The organism is Bartonella sp. Raccoon60 (genome assembly GCF_002022585.1).
In the GTDB taxonomy this organism is placed as follows: domain Bacteria; phylum Pseudomonadota; class Alphaproteobacteria; order Rhizobiales; family Rhizobiaceae; genus Bartonella; species Bartonella rochalimae.
Genome location: NZ_CP019786.1, coordinates 1,165,096 through 1,184,925, shown reverse-complemented (window position 1 = coordinate 1,184,925; position 19,830 = coordinate 1,165,096). Strand labels below are relative to the sequence as shown.

Genomic DNA, 19,830 nt, shown 5'->3' with positions numbered 1-19,830 from the left:
TTTCTAATAGAACCATTTTGTCAATTCAGTGTGCAGTACTCTGAATGCTCTACAGAAATATTTTTTGTAAAAGGTAAGAAGCTAAAAATAGTAGTCTTTGGTCTATAAAATTGAGAGAGCATATTTTACGTCTATAATAAAATTATGGAAAGTCTGAGGGGCAGTTATGCTTTCTATATTGCTTGCATTCCTTGATATTTTCATCTTGCTGAAGATATTAAAGGTGGTTTAGCGCTTGATAAGAGGCATTTGGTTATGAAATCATAGGTGTTTCTTAGCTAAACTTCTTGGTGAATTGTTGGCCAATATGATGTTTCAGCAGATTTTGCCGACGAGAATATAGAGTGGTTTGATGTTGAGTCTATTAATCGAGAACTTTTGTTAATAAAGCGGAGCAAAATCTGATCTATATAGCTTGATGCAGCTCCGGTTTATGATCAAAAAGGAATGTTCCTCGTGCTGACTTTATCACCAGAGGCATTTTACATATATTACGAAAATACCAGTTATTTTTTCTATTGTAAGGGAGGAAGTTTTGATGAATATCAGATTTATTGTTTCATTTGTAGGAACAAGATTATAGACAATATAGGTGGTTCATTGTGATCAATCACGTGCTTTCGATATAGGAAGTCCATCGTGAAAAGAGTAGAAACAGGCTCCTCTGTGATTATCAATGAAGTCTTCATCAAGCTATCGATATTCCTTCATTTCTTTATGCATCTATATAAATGATGCTAAAAAGACTCCATTATATTATATACTCTTTGAATGTCAGTACAAAATTGCGGTACCTTTTTAATCAGTTCACCATAAGAAGGCATAGTAATTGCTGCATCTATTGTCGATATTAGATCTGCTATTTGTGTTTTTGGAGTCATGCCATTAGGAGAAGTAAGGAACTTTTTTGCATACTGAAACATTGGGTTTGTAAGTTCATTGGACGTTTTTTGCGCCAAAACGAAAATATTTTCTTTCCAGTTATAATTATAGCGTAGCGTGTGTATGTGTGTTGGTAAATTTGCCCATGCCATCTCTTTATTATAATCACCTTGTAATAAGTTTGCATAACGCCCACACAAAGTCATAAGTATGTGACGGTGGCGCACGGGATGAAATCTTGAAAAGAAATCATCGTAACCACGAGAGTATATATATTCTGATGCTTTTTGCATCTTGTCAGCATGTTCGGAATTTTCGTATTTTGTGCTCACATACTTTTCGTAGAGTGCATCATATTGATCTAAATTATCTACATTCGTACATCCAAATAATATGAAAGTAGATAATAAAATTATAAATCTGACGATGTGTGTCATGATACTCCCCCTTTTTTCTATTACATAATCGATTCGTTTAGCTGATACAATTATGCGTAGTTAGCGTTTAGAGGGGTAAATTGAGATATAAACACAATGTTTAGTGTTTTGTGTTGATGTTGAGAGTATGCTTTATTTAGTATTGAATGACTTTATTCCATTTAGTCGTGTTGTCTCTAAAACTGAGTGTATTGATTCTGTATTTCTTGCAAATACAGCTTTTTTATTATCTATAGGGTGTATTTCTGATATCAGAAATACACCTTAGACTCCAAAATACTCCTTAAGCGCAATCTGCCAAAAGCGGGACGTGGCTGTGTCAAAAGCATTCCGAATAATATTACGCATATTTTGAAAGAGGCCGTGATTAAAGCCGCTGAGAATGCAGAAAATAAAGAATGATGGTATTTCTTCATTTAGAAAAACAAGCTGTCAGTTGCAGAGTCGTTTATTTATCTCTTCTTGGCAAGGTTTTATCGTTACAGGTTATGGATAAAAATAGTTATGCTATAAAATGATAGGGTGTGTAGCAATAGCTTCTTTGTTTAATGATGACATGGCGAATTAAGATTGTTCTTAAGCTTATTCCTATTTTACAGGTAAGATATTGGTTTGTGTAGCTTGGGGAGGTAGAGAATTGGGTAAGATCAGCTTCTTTGTTTGATAGCTGTTTAAAGAACTGTCAGTTTATGATGGGTGGATTTCTGGCACTATTCTGTACGCTCGTTAGTTTTAGAATTCTCTTGATGAGAGTTTTTGGAAGAAATTAAATCTGCGGTAGAATCCTATGATTTTTAAGGGGCTTATTATAAGCGAGGTGAGTCATCGATTCAGTCGAAAGATGATCGTATAGATTTTCAGTTTTGTGGGTTTGATTGTAATGTCGCGGCTATCAAATTGATAGGTTGATTTTTGCGGAGTTGGGTTGATGAGATCGAGTCTGTTAAGGATACAGCTTGGTAAATGCTGATAGCAACTTTGCATGAAGAAGGAGAAGGATAACGTGCAGAGTTATGGAGCACATGGATCCTTTATGGGAATATGCTTCTGTTGAGAGACAGTTGCGCTTTTTCGAACGTGAGGCTGATGTGCATGCTGCATCTTGCCTCAGTGGATGTACAATTAAATATGCGTTCTATACTGGCTCTTCTTTAATATATCTGGAGAGAAAAAACTTTATTGTTATCAGTCCAAATTTGGAAAGACGAATTTTAAAGCATAAAAAACAAAGTGAATACTTATTTCTGCAAAAAGATAGTTTACAAATAAAGTAATCAAGATTAGTAAAAAACAGATTGATTATAATAAAGGCAGTTTTTAAGCTCAAATTCGATTTTTGATTATTAATAAGTCGCCTTATACAATTTATTGAGGAAAGACATGACAGGAAATTCAGCTTTTAATCCTACATTTGAAGAAGAAAATGTTGTAACAAGTAAAATAACGAATTCTGTCGAAAGCCGAAAAGAAATTGAGAGGTTAGCAGAACGTGTTCTTGGAGATCAGAAAATATTAGCTTCAGATCTAGATATGATACAGAGAAGTTTAGCTCTTGGTGAACGTGATGAACGAGATAAACGTTATATGGAGCATGTTGTTAAGTCTTTAAAAGCTCGATTAAAGGAAAAGTACCAAGTTGAAGACGATTCCAGTCTTTTAAAAGAAATTGATAATTATGTTAGTTTGGTTAGACAAGAACAGAATGAAAAAGTAGTTGCAGCAAAAAGTATAACGAGGAACTCTATTGAAAGTCGCAAAGAAATTGAGAGGTTATCAAAACGTATTTCTGGAGATTCGGAGGTATTAGCTTCAGATTTAGATATGATACAGAGAAGTTTAACTCTTGGTGAATGTGATGAACAAGATAAACGTTATATGGAGTATATTGTTAAGTCTTTAAAAGCTCGATTAAGGGAAGAGTATCAAGTTGAAGACGATTCCAGTCTTTTAAAAGAAATTGATAATTATGTCAGTTTTCTGAGACAAGAGCATAGTGAAAAGGCAGTTGCAGCAAAAAGTATAACAAGGAACTCTATTGAAAGTCGCAAAGAAATTGAGAGGTTATCAAAACGTCTTTCCGGAGAGTCGAAAGCTTCGAAAATATTAGCTTCAGATTTGGATATGATACGGAGAGGTTTAGCTCTTGGTGAACATGATGGACGAGATAAAATTTATATGGAGCATGTCATAAAGTCTTTAAAGAATCGATTAAAGGAAAGATATTACGTTAAAGAGGATTCCAGTCTTTTTAAAGAAATTGATAATTATGTCAGTTTTCTGAGACAAGAACATAGTGAAAAGGTATTTACAGCAAAAAGTATAACAAGGAACTCTATTGAAAGTCGCAAGGAAATTGAGAAGTTATCAAAACGTCTTTCCGGAGATTCGAAAGCTTCGAAAATATTAGCTTCAGATCTGGATATGATACAGAGAAGTTTAGCTCTCGATGAACGTGATGAACGAAATAAAACTTATATGGAGCATATCATAAAGTCTTTAAAGAATCAATTGAAGGCAACGTATCAAGTTAAAGAGGATTCCAGTCTTTTTAAAGAAATTGATAATTATGTTAGTTTTCTGAGACAAGAATATAGTGAAAACGGAGTAAAAATTTCTAGTCAAGCTGAGAGAAATGCCAACGTATCGGCAAATAGAGAACGCAGAGTTAGTAATTTCAAAGTAAAAATGCCTTCTTTTTTCAGGTAAAAATGTAAAATCCTACATTTTTTGTATTCATGGGGGGAGGCAAATACTTTTATTCATTTCGATTTTAATAATCTAAAGCGTAATAATTTTTTAAATAAAAATTGATTTATAATATGCTTTATCAAAAGGTATTGCGAAATCTTATTTGCATCCCTTAAAATTAGTAAAAACAATAAGTTATATGTTGCTAAAAAGCACATGGTGCCCAAAAGAGGATTCGAACCTCCACGCCTTGCGGCACAGGTACCTGAAACCTGTGCGTCTACCAATTCCGCCATTTGGGCTATAAAATTCATCTAAGGTTATGAAATTCTTCTGTCAATGTCATTGCACTTAAATTTTGTCAAATCTTTCAAAAATAGTTTCATTTGCAGTCTCTTGGGGTAACTTTATATACTTTTTTAGATCTCTTATATTTTATGTGTTCTTGTAAAAATGAATTGAAAGATATGTATTTCATGAATTCTAAAATAGAGACCTGCTTCTACTTCAGAAATCAAATTCTTCAAGGGTATCAAGAAGAATGAAGCTGTGCAGAAAAGTACTAGAAATGCTTTGGAAATCGGTACAAGGTATTCTTAATATATTAGGAGATATTGATCTAGAAATTTTAAGTTTCGATTCTTTATTTTACAAACCCTTTTAGGATTTTATAGGTCAAATCAAACCTCTCTTTCACTAAGCAAGTCTAAAGTAATTGATAATAATTATAGGGATTTGCTCAAAATATTAGCATATCATTCAATAAAGCGAGACAAATTACAAAAATTATTAAGAAAACCAAAGAAGTGTGTCAGAAACGAAAATACTCCAAGTTCATTATTTAAAAACGATGGCTACGGTTTTTAAAAGTAAGGTTTATATTTTTTATAGTCATGGAGAGAGCTGTTATTGGACATATTCATTTGAAAGAATTTTCTCTATATGCATTTTAGGAGTTTAAGGCATAATGATTTCTTTTGATTTAATTGTTGAATCACTATTGAATTCATAAATAATAGGAATTCCGGTTTCTAATTCCTGCAACATGATTTCTTCATTATTGAGACCTTCAAGTGCCATAATAAGAGCACGAAGAGAATTACCGTGTGCTACGATAAGAACAGTTTGAGAACGTAAAATATGAGGTTGAATATGATGAAGATAATAGGGCCAAACACGTGCACCAGTATCGCGCAAACTTTCTCCATTAGGGGGAGCAATCGTGTAAGAACGACGCCAGATGTGCACTTGTTCGTCTCCCCATTTTTGACGTGCTTCATCTTTATTCAAGCCGGATAAATCACCGTAATCTCGTTCATTCAATGCTGTATTTTTCACTAAGTGAAGATTTGATTGCCCTAATTGTTCTAAAATATGCTCTGCAGTTTTCTGAGCACGCTGTAAGACAGATGTATAAGCAGTATCAAATTTAAATCCGGCTGCTTTTAAATTTTTCCCTGCTGTTATTGCTTCTTTATTGCCTTTTTCTGTCAACGCTGGATTTTTCCAGCCAGTGAAGCGATTTTCTAGGTTCCATTCGCTTTGTCCGTGACGAATTAATACAAGTGTGCGTCCCACGTTGAAATTCCTATAATGATTGTTGATTATGAAAATTAATCTTTTAATCCTAGAACATCAAGCATTGAATAAAGGCCATTTTTACGTTCTTTTGCCCATAGTGCTGCTTTTAATGCACCATGAGCAAAAATAGAACGTTTTTGCACAAAGTGTGAAAGAACAATGCGTTCATTTAAACCTGCAAAAGTAACACTGTGATCGCCAATAACTGTTCCTCCTCGTGAGCAGATAAAGCCAATAGTGCCTTTTTTACGTTTACCTGTATAGCCATTGCGTTCGCTAATACTGACATCTTTAAGTGTAACATTGCGTCCTTTAGCTGCTGCATCGCCAAGAAGAATGGCAGTCCCAGAGGGAGCATCAACTTTTTCAGCATGATGCATTTCATAAATTTCAATATCAAAATCGTCAGCCTCTAACGCTTTAGCTGCTTTCTTTACAAGATTGGCTAAAAGATTAATGCCAAGACTCATATTTCCAGATTTGACAATGGTTGTGTGTTCTGCAAAGGCAGCAATTTGTTCTTCCTCTTTTTTATTAAATCCAGTCGTTCCAATAATGTGGATAAGACCTTTTTGGGCTGCATAATCTGCATAAATGATAGTAGCTGCTGGTTGAGAAAAATCTAAAATACACTCTGCCTTAGAAAAGGCCTCTTCAAAATCATCAGTGATGCGAATGTTCAGTGAGTTTGAACCAATCAATATGCTCGCATCTTTTCCTACAAAAGGTGATCCTTTGCGTACAATTGCAGCACTCAGTTTTACATCTTGCCTACCTTGGAGCACTGTAATCAGTTCTCTTCCCATTTTTCCATTAGCACCAACGACTGCAAGGCGCATATTTTTCTCCTTATAATGTTCTACTTTTAAATTATAGGCAAAGTTTCTTTTTTTTTCCAACTGTTTTTTTATTTATATAAGGATAAGGAAACATCTTTATATAGTGTTTTATTACAGATTGCTGAGTTATTTTTTCTCTTATTTTGTTATTTTAGTTGTTATAATGATACCCTAAATTTGCTTTTGAAAGATTATTATTTCCTTTTAAAAAAGGGAATCTTCATTTGATATTAAAGAGATAGAAGTTTCCAATCTTTTTAGAAAGAATGGTAGTGAAACAATGATGAGAGTTTCAGAGATAAGCTTTGCATAAAAGGTATAGGATTGTTTAAAGCGGATAGAATATTTATGTATTACAACGGATCTAAGCGAGAAAGTAATCTCTCGTTAATAATGAATATATGTTTTTCAATGATTGATTTGATTTATACTGTTGTTTTCATAAGCGCTTTTGTTGGAAAATTGAAGAAAAACTTTCTTTATATGAAGGCAGTTTTTAAGAATGGTATGCAATGGTTCAATAGATATCACTTTTAATAAAAGATTAGACTATATGCTTCTAGTTAAAAGTCGAGATCAGTATAATGAGAACTAGGCGCAATTCCCCGAATGCGATCCATTAAAAGAGGTCGAAAAGAAGGACGAGATTTAATTCGCGTATACCATTCACGAGCTGCAGGAAAAAGTTTCCAGTCAATTTCTGCTAAAAAGTCAAGTACTGAAATAGAAGCTGCAGCTGCTAAATCGGCATAAGATAGTTCAGATCCAGCGAGCCAATCACGGGATGCACAAAGCCACTCTAGGTAATTCATATGTGGCGGAATATTAGCGCGAGCATTACGTAAAATTTGCGAGTTAGGTGCTCCACCACCAAGAGTTAATGGCATTTCACGTTTATAGATTCGTTCTCGTACAATATGGCGGGTCGCTTCATTTTCAAATTTGTTTAAAAACCACTCAACAAGGCGGCGTACTTCGGCTCGCTCTAAAGAAGTTTCGGGGAAAAATCTCTTTTCTTGCCGTAAACTACCACGTGTTTCGTCTAAATACTCGTAGATTACAATGGCACCTGATAATGGAACTTCACGTTCAGCAAGAAGGACTGGTAAATGTCCTGCTGGATTAAGTGCAAGAAACTCACTCCTCCTTGCCCATTCATGTTCTTCAATGAGTTGAGTAGCCACAACATATTCTTCAAGAACAATGCGTATAAAACGGGAAGCAGAAGAGAGAGGATAATGGAAAAGTGTTAGCATAATTTATACGATCAGATAAAGTCGATGGATTCTTTCAAATAATAAAATATTTTTATAAAAACGTTCGGCTATAAGCACAAGACTATTAACCATTACTAGCTATATTTATAATACATTGATTAAAGATATATTGTTATGTAATGGCTTGTATAATAGCTGCGCGTAATTCTTCTAAACCAGAAGCTTTTTCCGCTGAAGTTACTAGAATTTCAGGATAAGCTGCTGGATGTTTAAGAAGTTTGGTTTTTGTCATTGTTATTAAAGCTTCAAGCGTATTGAATTTTATTTTATCACTTTTTGTTAAAACAATTTGATAAGAGACCGCTGCTTTGTCAAGGAGATTAAGGGTGTCAGTATCGTTTTTTTTTATTCCATGACGTGAATCAATCAAAACATAAACACGTTTGAGTGTTGTACGACCGCGTAAATAGTCAAAAATTAAATGTGTCCATGCATTAATGAGATTTTTTGGAGCTTCAGCAAAACCATAACCTGGCATATCTACAAATGCTACAGGAGGAAGATTGTGTGTTTGTTCATTAAAACCATCGGGTATGAAGTAATTTAATTCTTGGGTACGTCCTGGTGTATTAGACGTACGCGCTAAATTTTTTTGTTGAACTAATGCATTGATAAGAGAAGATTTTCCAACATTGGAGCGTCCTGCAAATGCAATTTCTGGTGGTCCTTCGGGTGGTAGAAATTTCATTGTAGGTACACCACGAATGAAAATCCAATTGCGAACAAAAAGTCCAGAAAGGTCAGGATATTGCGTCATTTGTTTATTTCTTTTTTAGAATCTTTTTGCACAATAGCTTTTAGATTATCAAAAAATTCAATTTTGACGCCTTGACATTTCATGATGATACTTTGCTGAATAATTGATAATATATTGTTCCATGCCCAATAGATAACAAGGCCAGCTGGGAAAGAAGCAAGCATAATGGTGAAGATAATCGGCATCCATCTAAAAACGATAACTTGTGTTGGATCTTGAGGAAGCGGATTCATCTGCATTTGTAGGAACATTGTTATCCCCATAATTAAAGGCCATGCTCCTAGAATAAGAAATGTTGGTACAGCATAAGGCAATAAGCCAAATAAATTAAAAATAGAAGTTGGATCAGGTGCTGCTAAGTCTTGAATCCACCCAAAGAAAGGTGCATGTCGCATTTCAATGGTAATATAAAGAACTTTATAGAGAGCAAAAAATATAGGGAATTGAATCAGTATGGGCCAGCAACCTGCAAAAGGATTAATTTTTTTAGTTTTATACAATTCTATGATTGCTTGTTGTTGTTTATTCCGATCATCTGCGTACTTTTCTTTAATTTCTAGCATCATTGGCTGTATAAGTTTTAGACGTGCTATAGACTTATAAGATTTATGAGCGAGTGGGAATAAAAGTATCTTTAAAAGTACTGTGATAAGAAGGATAGCAACCCCAAAATTTTCTGTATATTTATAAAGTATGTCAATAAGAGCAAACATCGGTTTGGTAATGAAATCGAACCAACCCCAGTCAATGAGAAGACTAAATTTATTAATTTTTAATTGATTTTGATAGTGATTAATGATTTCAACTCGCTTTGCACCAGCAAAAAGACGGTTGGTAATGGTTTTTATTTCATGGGGTGGAACTGTTAAGAGCGCACTTTGCAGATCAGATTGATAATGGGTATTTAATCGATCAAAATAAACAAAACGGCTTGTATATTCTGTGTCTTGTGGAGGAATAACTGCTACAGCCCAGTATTTATCGGTTATACCAATCCACCCTCTTGTAATGTTAGGGAAAATCACACTTTTCTGACCATTTTGAGGATTAGGGCTAAGTTCTGCTAAAGCTGTATATTTTTCAGTTTTAAGCGAGTCACCGGCAATACCAATCATACCTTCATGAAGTAAATAGGTTGCATTTGTATCTTCTGGTGGAGCAGCGCGTGCAATTCGAGCATAAGACGAAAGATATACAGGGCTACTACTTTCATTGCTAATAGAATCTTTAATGGTAAACATGTAATGTTCATCGACTGAAAAAGTGCGGTGAAAAATTTGTCCCTGTCCATTATTATAGACTAAGGTGATGGGTGTTGAGGGTGTTAATGTTGTATTATCACCTTCAAGTTGCCATTTTGTATTGGATTGTGGCAAGGCCTGTGCTGGTAAGGATGAACTCGTAAAACCGAATTCAGCAAAATAAGTTGTTGGAAGCCCGTTAGGATTCAACAGAATAATTTCAGGTGATTTTTTATCTACTTTGAGGCGATATTTTTTGAGCAGAAGATCGTCAAATTTCCCACCAACAAGATTAATAGAGCCTTCAAGTTCATTGGTTTTGATCAAAACACGGTTTGTTTTGGCTAATTCTGCTTTACGGACTTCAGGTGTTATAGGACGATTGGCTACAGGTACTGTGTCATTTGTCGATGCATTATGAGAAAAATATGGATCATTTGTGGGAAGTGCTGCATTATGGTTTGATAATTTTTGTGTAGTTATTTTTGATTCTTGTAATTTTGCTTGTTGAGGAACAATGTACAAAAAATGCCATGCAACGAAAACCACAAAAGATAGCCCAATGGCGATAAAAAAATTACGATTATATTCCATCTATATTATCCTACTGCCGTTGTGTTTTTCGTTTTATTCGTCGGCTTAATTCATTAATGAGAGATGTGAAAGGTGCATGGAGAACATCACGATGGCCAATAATAACATAATCAGTTCCTGCTTCCATCTCATTTACTAGTCCAACTCGAACAGCTTCGCGCAGACGTCTTTTAATACGATTACGTTGGACAGCGTTGCCATTTTTTCGTGTGACAGTAAAGCCTACACGTGCGGTAAGAGGATCTTTGGTTTTTGCTGTTTGTTCACGGGGCTTTATTTCAAGTAAAAACAAAGGACCACGCCGCTTTTCTCCTGTGCGTGCAGCCAAAAAATCTACTCTCTTGCGAATGCGACAAGGGTGCCTTTGTTTCATATAAAAGATTCTTTGCAGTTTTGCTAAATGCTTATTCTATAAATCTGTATATTTGATCTTTATATACAAAAGCAAATATTCTGGTTCATTGGTGAAATTGATAATTAAGCAGATAGCCGCTTGCGACCACGAGCACGCCGAGCTGCAATAATTTTACGTCCACTAGCGGTTGCCATACGAGCACGGAAACCATGACGACGTTTACGAATAAGCTTAGAGGGTTGGTAAGTACGTTTCATTTATTTAAATACCGTGGTGTACGGCCCTTCTTGGTTCTATTATATACTTGATAAATAAATTCATTTATCAAAAATTTCTAAAGTGAACACCGTTTTCAATAAAAGAAAACATGAAAAAAGTCAATTGTAGAGTCTTTGTTAGAAATGTGAAAACAAACTGTTATTGAATGTGCATTGAGTTCGTCGTTTTATCGAGAAAATGATGATATAATTTGGATATGCAATAAATTCACGTGCATTTATAATGCGTCCTAAACGACCAAGAGTCGAGAGTTTAACAAGTTTTTCTACTTTTTCAGATAAAAGTTTATCAAATTTTAAGCAGCAGAAAGATTATCTTGTGCTCTTATTGACGTGTCTTTTTGCGATCAGCATGCGCTCTTTGTGTCCAAATAAGCTTCATAGATTATTTATTTCTATTTAGTTTACTTTGGTTGCTAAGCACCATTTTTCTGCTTCTGCTTTGATTCCTTCAGAAGATATTATAGGGCCTACATTAGCAGAATTTATTCTAAGTTGCACCTGTTTTCTAAACCATAAATTATGTGCACTTTTTTCTTTTTGTTCTTTTACAATATCACGCATGTAATCTCGCAACAGTTGTACATCAGATCTATCATATGCTTTTGCTGCTTTGGAAAATTTATTTTTTAGTCCATCATCAATGGGAAAGTTTACTGTTGTTTCAGTGATTTCACTCCTACGTTCTGTAGGACAATATAATTAAAATGTAACACATTAGAATACGATCAAAGAAAATGATCAATTATCCTATCGTTAATTTATCTTCGTTTTTATATGATAATGAAAAATTGAAATAATTGAAATGTAAGATAAATTCTGTATTGTTTTTGTATTAAGAAAGAAGGATTTTATTTTTCATAGTTTTATATTTTAAAATTGTTTGTTTTCAAATTATCGGATGCATTGTGCTTTTGAATACAGTATCATTGTTTTTAATAAGAGAGAAATTAGGTAGGCGGTTAATTTGAAAATTTTTCATCCTTATTGCCGTATTATCTAGCATTTGTATAGAGAGGAAAGAGCGTGGTTTCTATTACACGCGAGGCAATCCGCAAAGAATTACATAAAGTTAAAGGCCCTAATTTTGAGAGTGATATTGTATCATTAGGACTTCTTTCAGAAATATTTATTGTTGATGGAAAGGTCTTCTTTTCGATTACTGTTCCTGATGGATGTCTGCAGGAATTTGAATCATTGCGTTGTACTGCTGAAGAAGTTGTGTCTGCTATGGAAGGCGTTAAAAGCGTTATAGTTACGCTTACAGCAGAAAAAAAATCGAAGACATTTTCTTCTCAGGTCAATAAAAATACAACTGTTCATGGGCCAAAACGTAAAGTAGGTGGTGCTTTACTCAGGAAAACACCGATAGAAGGTGTGCGACATGTCCTTGCAGTTGCTTCTGGAAAAGGAGGCGTTGGTAAATCTATAATGGCGATGAATATTGCATTAGCTTTACAAGATGCTGGTTTTAAAACGGGGTTAATGGATGCAGATATTTATGGTCCCTCTCTGCCACGTTTGACAGGACTTGTTAATCAACAACCAGAAATGATTCATGGTAAAAAGCTACAACCTCTTGAAAAATTTGGTCTCAAATTAATGTCGATGGGTTTTTTGATTGAAGAAGAAAAACCGATAGTATGGCGTGGGCCTATGGTAATGGCTGCGGTAACTCAATTACTGAGAGATGTTTTATGGGGGCCTCTTGATGTTTTGGTAGTTGATATGCCTCCAGGGACAGGAGATACGCAATTAACGCTTGTTCAACAGGTTCAGTTAACAGGGGCATTGATTGTTTCGACTCCACAAGATTTGGCTTTGATTGATGCGCGTAAGGCTATAGAAATGTTTATGAAAGTTGAAGTTCCTATTTTAGGGGTTATTGAGAATATGAGTTATTTTATTGCTCCTGATACTGGAAGACGCTATGATATTTTCGGTTATGGTGGAGCACGATCAGAAGCAGAAAGTCAGGGAATTCCTTTTTTGGCAGAAGTACCACTTGATCCAGTTTTACGATCTTCTTCAGATGATGGGGTGCCCATTTTTGTTGCTGATCCTGGAGGAGAGCATGCCCAACTTTATCGTACAATAATTCACCAGGTGAAAGATAAACTTTCTTGAATTTTTGTTTTTTCGTATGGTTCATTGAGACCGAATAATGATGAAACCTAAGGGAGTATTTTTATGAAAGCGACAGTGGATGGACGTCTTGTTGTAGGGTTAGATGTTCCAGATATGAAGCAAGCAGAAAAAGTAGTTACACAATTAGGTGATTATATCAGTTTTTATAAAATTGGTTATCAATTTGTTTTTTCTGGAGGGATGGAATTCGTTAGAGATCTTATTCAAGCGCGAAAAAAAGTCTTTTTTGATATGAAACTCCTAGATATTGATTATACGATTGCGAAAGCTGTAGAAAATATTGCAAAATTGGGCGTTTCAATGCTAACGATTCATGCTTATCCAACAGCTATGCAAGCAGCTGTTTCAGCTGCTCAAGGAAGTGACTTATGTTTGTTGGGGGTGACGGTATTGACATCAATGGATGAAGTTGATCTGAAAAATGCCGGTTATAAAGAGAATATAGCAGATTTGACAGTTAAAAGAGCTGAACAAGCTCGAGAAGCAGGGATGGGTGGAATTGTTGCATCAGCCCGTGAAGCAGCCAATTTGCGGAAGATTATTGGAACTGATATGGCCTTAGTAACGCCAGGGATTCGTCCTGCAGGAAGTGATAAAGGTGATCAAAAACGTGTGATGACTCCGAGGGAAGCATTAGATGCTGGTGCAAGCCATCTTGTGGTAGCACGGCCGATTGTTCAGGTGATTAATCCTTTAGCTGCCGCTAAAGCAATTTTAGCAGAAATGGCTGGTCATCATCAGTGAAAGCTATCGGTGTAATCTTGTAGAATAAGAGAAGACCTAGGTTAGGATAAAGGAAGAGCATGAGTGAAAAGGCGTATTTTATAGGTTCTCACGCTTATTCTGCACCTGTTATGGAACAAGGGCTTTATTTGGTAGCAACCCCTATTGGCAATCTTGCAGATATAACCATTCGTGCTTTACAAGTTCTTGCAGGAGTTGATCTTTTAGCTTGTGAAGATACACGAGTAACGCGTATTTTATTGGATCATTATGGTATTCAGAGAAAACTCTTTCTTTATCATGAGCATAATGCACAAAAAGCACGATTGAAGTTGTTAGCAGCGTTGGCAGAAAATAAAACGGTGGCACTTGTATCAGATGCTGGAACTCCTCTTATTTCTGATCCTGGATTTAGATTGGTAGAAGAAGCACGGAAAACAGGTCATAAAATTATTCCGATTCCTGGTGCATCAGCTCTTTTAGCAGCGCTTATAACGACAGGTCTTCCTACGGATAGTTTTTTCTTTGCAGGCTTTTTGAGTACAAAAAAAACGCAACGTCAGAAGCAGTTAGAACAATTAAAGGCTGTGCCTGCAACTTTAGTTTTTTATGAATCGCCTCACCGCCTTTTAGAAGCGTTACAAGATATGGTTCTTATTTTTACAGCTGATCGTCCAGCGGCCATATGTCGTGAATTAACCAAAAAATTTGAAACAGTGGATGTTTCTACTTTAGGAAATTTAGTTGAAAACTATCAAAAGAAAGATCGTATTCGTGGGGAAATTGTTGTACTGGTTGGAGAAGAAACCAATTCTTTCGAAGCAATAAGCCCTCATGAAATTGATAAGATATTGCTAGACTTAGCAAGTGTTCATCCTGCAGCCAAAGCGGCTGCTTTAGCTGCAAAAAAAACAGGGTATAAAAAACAGGAACTTTTTCAGCGTTTAACTCTTTTAAAGGGAAAAAGAGATGAATCAACAAAAACATAGACGAATCTCTTTTTATTGGGGTATTCGTGCAGAAAAATTGGCAGCTTGGTGGTTGCGTTTGAAAGGATTTCGTATTGTTCAAAGGCGTTTTAAAACAAAATGTGGTGAAATTGATTTAATAGCAAGACGTGGAAATCTTGTTTTAATTGTTGAAGTTAAAGCACGTTCAACATTGGCTGAAGCAATGACTGCTATTTGTCGAACAAGTGAAAAGCGTATTGAGGCGACAGCTGATATTTGGCTTGCTCAACAAAAGGATCGTTCCCTTTTATGTGTGCGTTTTGATTTGATTGCAATTTTGCCATGGTGTTGGCCTCATCATGTGCCGGCATTTTTTGAGCCTTCTCAATAAATATATTTCACTATAGTTGCCAAAGCTATTCTGTCTTATATGCCTATAGACTGAGAAAGAAGAAGAGATATTTCTCAAGATGAGGACAAGCATGGATGATTATGAAAAGTTTGCAACGGGATTACTCGTTGTTTTTGGAATGCTGATTATTAGTGGTTTAATGGCAGCGCATATTGTGGCTATGAATAAACCGGGCTTTTTGTTTGCATTATTGGCGGCTATTATTGGTTGGTTTTCTGCTTTTTCAATTTTATTAGATAAACCTAAAATTTATTTAGGAATGATTATTCTTGCTATTTTATCTGTTGCTGCTTCTATTGGCTATTATATTCAATGAAACAGATCACGCTAAAGTGATCTTTATGTGTATGCTCGCCTATCTGTTAGGATGCATTGTATACACAGATAAGAGATTTTTAAAGATTGGAACAGAAAAAGAGTATGTTCATTTTTTCATCACGCTATAATGTTTAGATTAAGCTATAGAGGTTTTTATAGAACAAAGTTTGTTTTCGAAGAAATGATCTATTTTTATTGGAAAGAACTTTGCGTGAATCTTGGGTAATAATAAGCTTCATTTATGATGACGAGGATGAGAAATAGAAATGAGAATTGGTTTTCTTGGGACAGGTACAATTAGTGCTGCAATGGTGGATGGTTTAATGGCAAGCACTTTTGATGTACAGTCAATTATCGTTTCTCCGCGTAATGCACAGAGGGCAAAGCATCTTGCGCGTATGTATGAGAAGGTGACAATTGCAGAAAATAACCAAAAATTATTGGACGTGAGTGATTGTGTTTTTCTGTGTTTGCCCAATCAAGTTGCAGAAGAGGTCTTACGTGGTCTTTCTTTTCGTTCGAATCAGCTTGTTGTGTCTGTTCTTGCGATGGCGCCAATGGCAGAAGTTGAGGAATGGATCAATCATAAAGTTTATCGTGCTGTTCCTTTGCCTTTTATTGCAGAATGCAAAAATGTAACGCCATTCTATCCGGACCATCCGTTTTTACGCACGATGTTTAATGCGTTAGGGCGCGCGCTCGTCCTTCATGAAGAAGATCAGTTTAATCTTTTCATGACGGCAGGCTCATTGATGGGGGTTTATTTTAATTTTATAGAAACAGCGCATCAGTGGTTGGTAAACAAGGGATTAGATCCGCTTTATTCAGCAAATTTTCTTGCCATGATGTTTGGTAATCTTTCCGATGAAATGCGCAAGCAAATAGAAGACAATCATTCAACAGCTGTTAATTTTTCTTCCTTTGAAAGAGAGTTTTCAACGAAAGGAGGAACCAATGAATTTTTATCAAATTGCTTTTCTCATCATGGTGGGCAGCATGCTTTAACAATGGCTCTTGAGAAAACTTTGCAAAAAATAAAAGCTTGTTGATAAACTCAATAAAAACTTGATTAATCATTTTTTATTTGATACCAATAGCCGCAGTGATAGGTTGAATTCTATTTTATTTATTCAATAGGCATGATGTCGCTCTGTCACTCGCTGCGTAGAACAGCATGTCCCTTTTTTATTTTTTCGTTATGGGGACGATATTATGGGTACAAGTTTACTTACAAATAAATCTGCAATGACTGCATTGCAAACTTTACGTAGCATTGATGCTAACTTAGATCGCTCGAAAGATCGCGTTTCGACAGGATTGCGTATCAACAATGCTTCTGAAAACACTGCATATTGGTCGATTTCATCAATGATGAGACATGACAGTAACACGATGAGTGCTATTGTAGATGCAATTAATCTGGGTAAAGAACAAGTTGGTATTGCTGATACAGCAATTGGTCTTACCAAAGAAGCTCTTGATGATATTCAAAAATCAATGGTTTCTGCTCGTGAAAAGGGTAGCGATGACATTTCTAAGATTCAAGACTCTGTTATAGGAAATATGAAAAATATTTCTAATGCAGTTCAATCAGCTTCTTTTGGTGGAAAGAATATTCTCTCCAATGGAGGTCAGACTGTTGGTATGGCAGGAGGGTATCGTCGTGAAGGTACCGCTGTTTATGTTGATATGATTGATGTTGGTGGTCCAGAATTGAATTTTGGTGTTATTGGTCCTGATGGTGCGATTGATATGACTCAAGGTGTCTTGTCAGGTATCTTTGGAACCAGTGAAGGAGATGCCATTGAGAAGGGAGTTGAAACCTTCGGTACTGCGCATACTAAGTTTAAGGAATTAGAAGATGTTGCAGTGAAGGCAAAGACTGCTCTTGCTAAGGCAGAAGCTGTGCTTGCTGCCAATCCTGAGGATGAGGCTGCTAAAAAGGCTGTAGAAGACGCTAAAAAGGCTGTAGAAGATGCTGATAAGAAGGTGGATGAGGGCAAAAAAGAATACGATAAAGCAAAAGGCGTATTCCAAAGTGTGCTTCGTGGTATGACTTTAGCTGATTTTACTGAATTGAAAGGTCTGGGTGAGTTGCACTCAGATATACAACGTATGATTTTGACGAGCGTTCAGAATACAGTGCGTGATGCAGTTAATGTAACTTTGACTGCAGGTTCTAAAATTGGAGCTGCTGTTAATTTGGTGAATATTCAGTTAAACTTTGTTAAAAAGTTGCTTGATAATATTGAAGTAGGTATTGGTGCACTTGTTGATGCTGATATGAATGCAGAATCTGCTAAATTGGCTGCTTTGCAAGTTCAGCAACAGCTTGGTATTCAGGCTCTTTCCATAGCTAATCAAGGAAGTCAGAATATTTTAGCTTTGTTTCGTAATTAGTAATTCATTGAGTAGAGTTTAGTAAATGTAGAGTAGAAAGGCCATGCACTGCATGGCCTTTTTTATGTCTTTTAAAGAGAGACAATAGAGACAATAATGAAGTTGGGTTGATTACGAGCACTTATCTAAAGCTTATATTTGAAGATATGATGTACAATGTTATTCGCTTTGTTTTAGGAATTGAGTTTACCAATCTTGCACTATTAAAAATATTAAGAATTTTTTTGAATAAAATGCATTCTTAATTGAATTTAGAATATCCAATTTTTCTGGCAGAGATCTTTCATTACATATTTTTATAAATAGGTCCTTCATTTCCCTGTGGACAGGTCCAATGGATATTTTGATTAGGATCTTTTATATCGCAAGTTTTGCAATGTATGCAGTTTGAAGCATTGATCATATAAGTTTCATGATCATCCTGTTTGATCCATTCATAGACGGCGGCAGGACAGTAGCGTGTTGAAGGACCTCCATAGATTGCATATTCAGAGTTTTTTTGTTTTTCTATGGAAATTATTTTGAGATGGCAAGGTTGGTTCTTTTCGTGGTGTGTATTTGAAAGAGCGACACTAGAAAGACGATCAAAGGTTACAATACCATCTGGTTTAGGATAAGCAATAGGATAAAATTTTTCTTCGGGTTCGAGACATGCATAGTCTTCTTTTCCATGAGGAAGTGTTTTAAATAAAGAAAAACCGAAAAATTGTTGCCACCATAAATCAAGACCCGCTAGCATGATACCATATTTTGTCCCGTATTTTGTCCAGAGTGGTTTAACATTCCGGACTGTATAAAGATCTTTGCCAATAGGACCTTTGCGCCAGTGGTCTTCAATTTCTGTAACTTCATCATGGGCCCGACCTTGGGTAAGAGCTGTGGCGATTTTTTCAGCTGCTAATATCCCAGATAATATAGCATTATGTGAACCTTTGATACGGGGTACATTGACGAAACCGGCAGAACAGCCAATCAGCGCTCCACCAGGAAAGGTGAGTTTTGGAACAGATTGCCATCCTCCTTCACTGATGGTGCGAGCACCATAAGCAAGACGTTTTGCACCTTTAAAAAGCTCATAGAGTTTAGGATGCGTTTTAAAACGTTGAAACTCTTCAAAAGGAGAGAGATAAGGATTTTTATAATCCAAATGCACAACAAGACCAACAGAAACCAAATTTTCTGCCTGGTGGTAGAGGAAGCTTCCACCACCAGTATAATTATCCAATGGCCAACCGGCAAAATGTTGAATTAAGCCAAGTTTGTGCTTTTGAGGATCAATTTCCCATAATTCTTTAAGTCCGAGACCAAATTTTTGTGGTTCCCTCCCTTTGCTGAGATTAAATTTTTGTATAAGTTTCTTAGCAAGGGAGCCACGTGCTCCTTCTGCAATGAGGATATATTTTGCCAATAGAGCTGTACCTGGTATATAATTTGTTCCAGGAGTTCCATCTTTTTCAACACCCATATCTGATGTAAGGACACCAATAACAGCTCCATGATCATTGCAGAGAATATCGGATGCTGGAAAGCCAGGATAAATTTCAACGCCCAATTCTTCAGCTTTTTTGCTTAGCCAACGACAGACAGTTCCGAGCGAAACAATATAGCATCCATTATTTGATAAAATTGGAGGGCGGAGAATATTGGGAAATATTTGGGCATTTTTTGATGTAAGTAGAAAAAATTGATCTCTACTGATCGGTGTTGTGAAAGGGTGATTTTGTTCGTTTCTCCATTCTGGCAAAAGTGTATCGATTCCAATGGGATCAATCACTGCTCCTGACAAAATATGTGCTCCGATTTCTGTGCTTTTTTCAAGTATTATAATAGAAAGTTCAGGATTGATCTGTTTTAGACGGATAGCAGCAGAAAGTCCTGCTGGCCCTCCACCTACGATAACAATATCGCATTCTATTGTTTCACGCTGGGTATGTCTCTCTGCACTCATGA

General features: G+C 35.9%; 18 protein-coding genes and 1 tRNA gene. 8 read left to right on the top strand and 11 right to left on the bottom strand.

Going from position 1 to position 19,830, the window contains the following annotated elements:
* Positions 1–737: 737 nt before the first annotated feature.
* Positions 738–1,319 carry a hypothetical protein gene (locus Bra60_RS05205; RefSeq protein WP_078698133.1) on the bottom strand — a complete coding sequence of 194 codons (582 nt, stop codon included), beginning with the start codon at positions 1,317–1,319 and terminating at the stop codon, positions 738–740.
* A gap of 1,380 nt (positions 1,320–2,699) precedes the next feature.
* Here Bra60_RS05205 and Bra60_RS05190 point away from each other — a divergent pair.
* Complete coding sequence (locus Bra60_RS05190) at positions 2,700–4,025, top strand: hypothetical protein (protein ID WP_078698132.1); 1,326 nt, start codon at positions 2,700–2,702, stop codon at positions 4,023–4,025.
* A gap of 199 nt (positions 4,026–4,224) precedes the next feature.
* On the opposite strand, the gene Bra60_RS05185 is transcribed toward Bra60_RS05190, so the two are convergent.
* The 9 genes from Bra60_RS05185 to Bra60_RS07605 all read right to left on the bottom strand — a co-directional run bounded on the left by Bra60_RS05185 (position 4,225) and on the right by Bra60_RS07605 (position 11,493).
* Positions 4,225–4,309: transfer RNA gene (locus Bra60_RS05185), tRNA-Leu, on the bottom strand.
* A 655-nt stretch (positions 4,310–4,964) separates the two neighbouring features.
* Positions 4,965–5,585 carry a 2,3-bisphosphoglycerate-dependent phosphoglycerate mutase gene (locus Bra60_RS05180; protein ID WP_078692451.1) on the bottom strand — a complete coding sequence of 207 codons (621 nt, stop codon included), beginning with the start codon at positions 5,583–5,585 and terminating at the stop codon, positions 4,965–4,967.
* Positions 5,586–5,620: 35 nt separating this feature from the next.
* Positions 5,621–6,427, bottom strand: coding sequence for a 4-hydroxy-tetrahydrodipicolinate reductase (gene dapB / locus Bra60_RS05175; protein ID WP_078698131.1), 807 nt, complete (start codon positions 6,425–6,427; stop codon positions 5,621–5,623).
* A gap of 563 nt (positions 6,428–6,990) precedes the next feature.
* Positions 6,991–7,683 carry a glutathione S-transferase family protein gene (locus tag Bra60_RS05170; protein ID WP_078673954.1) on the bottom strand — a complete coding sequence of 231 codons (693 nt, stop codon included), beginning with the start codon at positions 7,681–7,683 and terminating at the stop codon, positions 6,991–6,993.
* Positions 7,684–7,816: 133 nt separating this feature from the next.
* Entirely contained in the window at positions 7,817–8,461 is a 645-nt protein-coding gene (yihA, locus tag Bra60_RS05165) for a ribosome biogenesis GTP-binding protein YihA/YsxC (RefSeq protein WP_035006852.1), read from the bottom strand.
* Complete coding sequence (gene yidC, locus Bra60_RS05160; RefSeq protein ID WP_078688838.1) at positions 8,458–10,296, bottom strand: membrane protein insertase YidC; 1,839 nt, start codon at positions 10,294–10,296, stop codon at positions 8,458–8,460. Before yidC ends, yihA begins: the two co-directional genes overlap by 4 nt.
* Positions 10,297–10,306: 10 nt before the next feature.
* Entirely contained in the window at positions 10,307–10,669 is a 363-nt protein-coding gene (gene rnpA, locus Bra60_RS05155; RefSeq protein ID WP_078688837.1) for a ribonuclease P protein component, read from the bottom strand.
* Between the two features lie 104 nt (positions 10,670–10,773).
* Positions 10,774–10,908, bottom strand: a complete 135-nt coding sequence (gene rpmH, locus Bra60_RS05150; RefSeq protein WP_078673950.1) for a 50S ribosomal protein L34 — start codon at positions 10,906–10,908, stop codon at positions 10,774–10,776.
* A 420-nt stretch (positions 10,909–11,328) separates the two neighbouring features.
* Positions 11,329–11,493, bottom strand: a complete 165-nt coding sequence (locus Bra60_RS07605) for a hypothetical protein (protein ID WP_236823911.1) — start codon at positions 11,491–11,493, stop codon at positions 11,329–11,331.
* 462 nt (positions 11,494–11,955) lie between these two features.
* Between Bra60_RS07605 and Bra60_RS05135 the strand changes: the two genes are divergently transcribed.
* The 7 genes from Bra60_RS05135 to Bra60_RS07695 all read left to right on the top strand — a co-directional run bounded on the left by Bra60_RS05135 (position 11,956) and on the right by Bra60_RS07695 (position 17,880).
* A complete protein-coding gene (locus Bra60_RS05135; protein ID WP_078688835.1) occupies positions 11,956–13,056 on the top strand; it encodes an Mrp/NBP35 family ATP-binding protein in 1,101 nt (366 codons plus the stop codon).
* A gap of 63 nt (positions 13,057–13,119) precedes the next feature.
* Positions 13,120–13,821 (top strand): orotidine-5'-phosphate decarboxylase, encoded by a 702-nt coding sequence (gene pyrF / locus Bra60_RS05130; protein ID WP_078688834.1) that lies wholly within the window; start codon positions 13,120–13,122, stop codon positions 13,819–13,821.
* A 59-nt stretch (positions 13,822–13,880) separates the two neighbouring features.
* On the top strand, positions 13,881–14,789 hold the full coding sequence (rsmI, locus tag Bra60_RS05125; RefSeq protein WP_078688833.1) for a 16S rRNA (cytidine(1402)-2'-O)-methyltransferase: 909 nt from the start codon (positions 13,881–13,883) through the stop codon (positions 14,787–14,789).
* Positions 14,770–15,141, top strand: a complete 372-nt coding sequence (locus Bra60_RS05120) for a YraN family protein (RefSeq protein ID WP_078688832.1) — start codon at positions 14,770–14,772, stop codon at positions 15,139–15,141. Before rsmI ends, Bra60_RS05120 begins: the two co-directional genes overlap by 20 nt.
* A gap of 91 nt (positions 15,142–15,232) precedes the next feature.
* Positions 15,233–15,478, top strand: a complete 246-nt coding sequence (locus Bra60_RS05115) for a hypothetical protein (protein WP_078673945.1) — start codon at positions 15,233–15,235, stop codon at positions 15,476–15,478.
* A gap of 268 nt (positions 15,479–15,746) precedes the next feature.
* A complete protein-coding gene (locus Bra60_RS05110) occupies positions 15,747–16,529 on the top strand; it encodes a pyrroline-5-carboxylate reductase (protein WP_078688831.1) in 783 nt (260 codons plus the stop codon).
* Positions 16,530–16,692: 163 nt separating this feature from the next.
* Positions 16,693–17,880, top strand: a complete 1,188-nt coding sequence (locus Bra60_RS07695; protein WP_078688830.1) for a flagellin N-terminal helical domain-containing protein — start codon at positions 16,693–16,695, stop codon at positions 17,878–17,880.
* Between the two features lie 286 nt (positions 17,881–18,166).
* Here the strand turns inward: Bra60_RS07695 and Bra60_RS05100 are convergent, their stop codons facing one another.
* Positions 18,167–19,828, bottom strand: a complete 1,662-nt coding sequence (locus tag Bra60_RS05100) for an electron transfer flavoprotein-ubiquinone oxidoreductase (RefSeq protein WP_078698130.1) — start codon at positions 19,826–19,828, stop codon at positions 18,167–18,169.
* Positions 19,829–19,830: the final 2 nt, after the last annotated feature.

Coding starts and splice junctions, on each gene's coding strand:
- Bra60_RS05205 (WP_078698133.1), bottom strand. CDS start 1,319: ATGACACACATCGTCAGATTTATAATTTTATTATCTACTTTCATATTA.
- Bra60_RS05190 (WP_078698132.1), top strand. CDS start 2,700: ATGACAGGAAATTCAGCTTTTAATCCTACATTTGAAGAAGAAAATGTT.
- dapB (WP_078698131.1), bottom strand. CDS start 6,427: ATGCGCCTTGCAGTCGTTGGTGCTAATGGAAAAATGGGAAGAGAACTG.
- Bra60_RS05170 (WP_078673954.1), bottom strand. CDS start 7,683: ATGCTAACACTTTTCCATTATCCTCTCTCTTCTGCTTCCCGTTTTATA.
- yihA (WP_035006852.1), bottom strand. CDS start 8,461: ATGACGCAATATCCTGACCTTTCTGGACTTTTTGTTCGCAATTGGATT.
- yidC (WP_078688838.1), bottom strand. CDS start 10,296: ATGGAATATAATCGTAATTTTTTTATCGCCATTGGGCTATCTTTTGTG.
- rnpA (WP_078688837.1), bottom strand. CDS start 10,669: ATGAAACAAAGGCACCCTTGTCGCATTCGCAAGAGAGTAGATTTTTTG.
- rpmH (WP_078673950.1), bottom strand. CDS start 10,908: ATGAAACGTACTTACCAACCCTCTAAGCTTATTCGTAAACGTCGTCAT.
- Bra60_RS07605 (WP_236823911.1), bottom strand. CDS start 11,493: ATGCGTGATATTGTAAAAGAACAAAAAGAAAAAAGTGCACATAATTTA.
- pyrF (WP_078688834.1), top strand. CDS start 13,120: ATGAAAGCGACAGTGGATGGACGTCTTGTTGTAGGGTTAGATGTTCCA.
- rsmI (WP_078688833.1), top strand. CDS start 13,881: ATGAGTGAAAAGGCGTATTTTATAGGTTCTCACGCTTATTCTGCACCT.
- Bra60_RS05120 (WP_078688832.1), top strand. CDS start 14,770: ATGAATCAACAAAAACATAGACGAATCTCTTTTTATTGGGGTATTCGT.
- Bra60_RS05115 (WP_078673945.1), top strand. CDS start 15,233: ATGGATGATTATGAAAAGTTTGCAACGGGATTACTCGTTGTTTTTGGA.
- Bra60_RS05110 (WP_078688831.1), top strand. CDS start 15,747: ATGAGAATTGGTTTTCTTGGGACAGGTACAATTAGTGCTGCAATGGTG.
- Bra60_RS07695 (WP_078688830.1), top strand. CDS start 16,693: ATGGGTACAAGTTTACTTACAAATAAATCTGCAATGACTGCATTGCAA.
- Bra60_RS05100 (WP_078698130.1), bottom strand. CDS start 19,828: ATGAGTGCAGAGAGACATACCCAGCGTGAAACAATAGAATGCGATATT.